The sequence below is a fragment of the Campylobacter sp. CNRCH_2013_0855 genome (assembly GCF_025773025.1).
Classification (GTDB): domain Bacteria; phylum Campylobacterota; class Campylobacteria; order Campylobacterales; family Campylobacteraceae; genus Campylobacter_D; species Campylobacter_D jejuni_C.
In genome coordinates, this window is sequence record NZ_JAKMTE010000067.1 from 1 (window position 1) to 620 (window position 620).

A 620-nucleotide genomic window follows, 5' to 3' on the forward strand; every position below is an offset into this window, starting at 1 on the left:
GAGTGTTAAGATTTGTCAATGTCTTCTTGTTGAAGTTTTCTAAAATTTTATTAATATTTTCTTTTAGCTTCTCTTTAGCTTGATTATCTAAAAAAAAATCTTTACAAATTCTTCTTGTAACATTATCTGTAATTTTATTTAGTTTTCTCATTGTATTTAAAATTATTGCAGTTTTAGAATTATCAAATTTACATGTGAATTTTTTAGAAAGATCTCCAATATAAATATGGGAAAATCCCCAGTTGTTTCCAATTAAAGAAGATGTATAATAAACAATATGTGAAAAATCATGACTTTTGATTTTATTTTGCAAAAAATCCTCTTCTAAACGAGTATTTAGAAAAAATAAAAAATCTTCAAAAACTTTAAATCTTTCCTTGTCAAATAAAAAATAAGTTTTATGATTTGTGATATTTCTTTCATTGTATAAAAGATAGGATATAATATCGTTATTTAAATTTAAAACAATTCGACTAGCTTTTCTTGAAAGTTCCTCATCTTCATCTAGGAATGAATAAATAGTTAAAATTCTTATATCTTCAATACTAGCTTGTATCATCTTAAGATTTTTAATAATCATTTGTGTAACTTTTTCTTGATTATAGTTTTCTTTGCTTAAG

The 620-nt window shown here is 22.3% G+C and carries 1 protein-coding gene; it reads right to left on the minus strand.

From position 1 onward, the window contains the following. The coding region (locus L8X40_RS08465; protein ID WP_263667693.1) for a hypothetical protein at nt 1–620 on the minus strand (620 nt) is incomplete at both ends.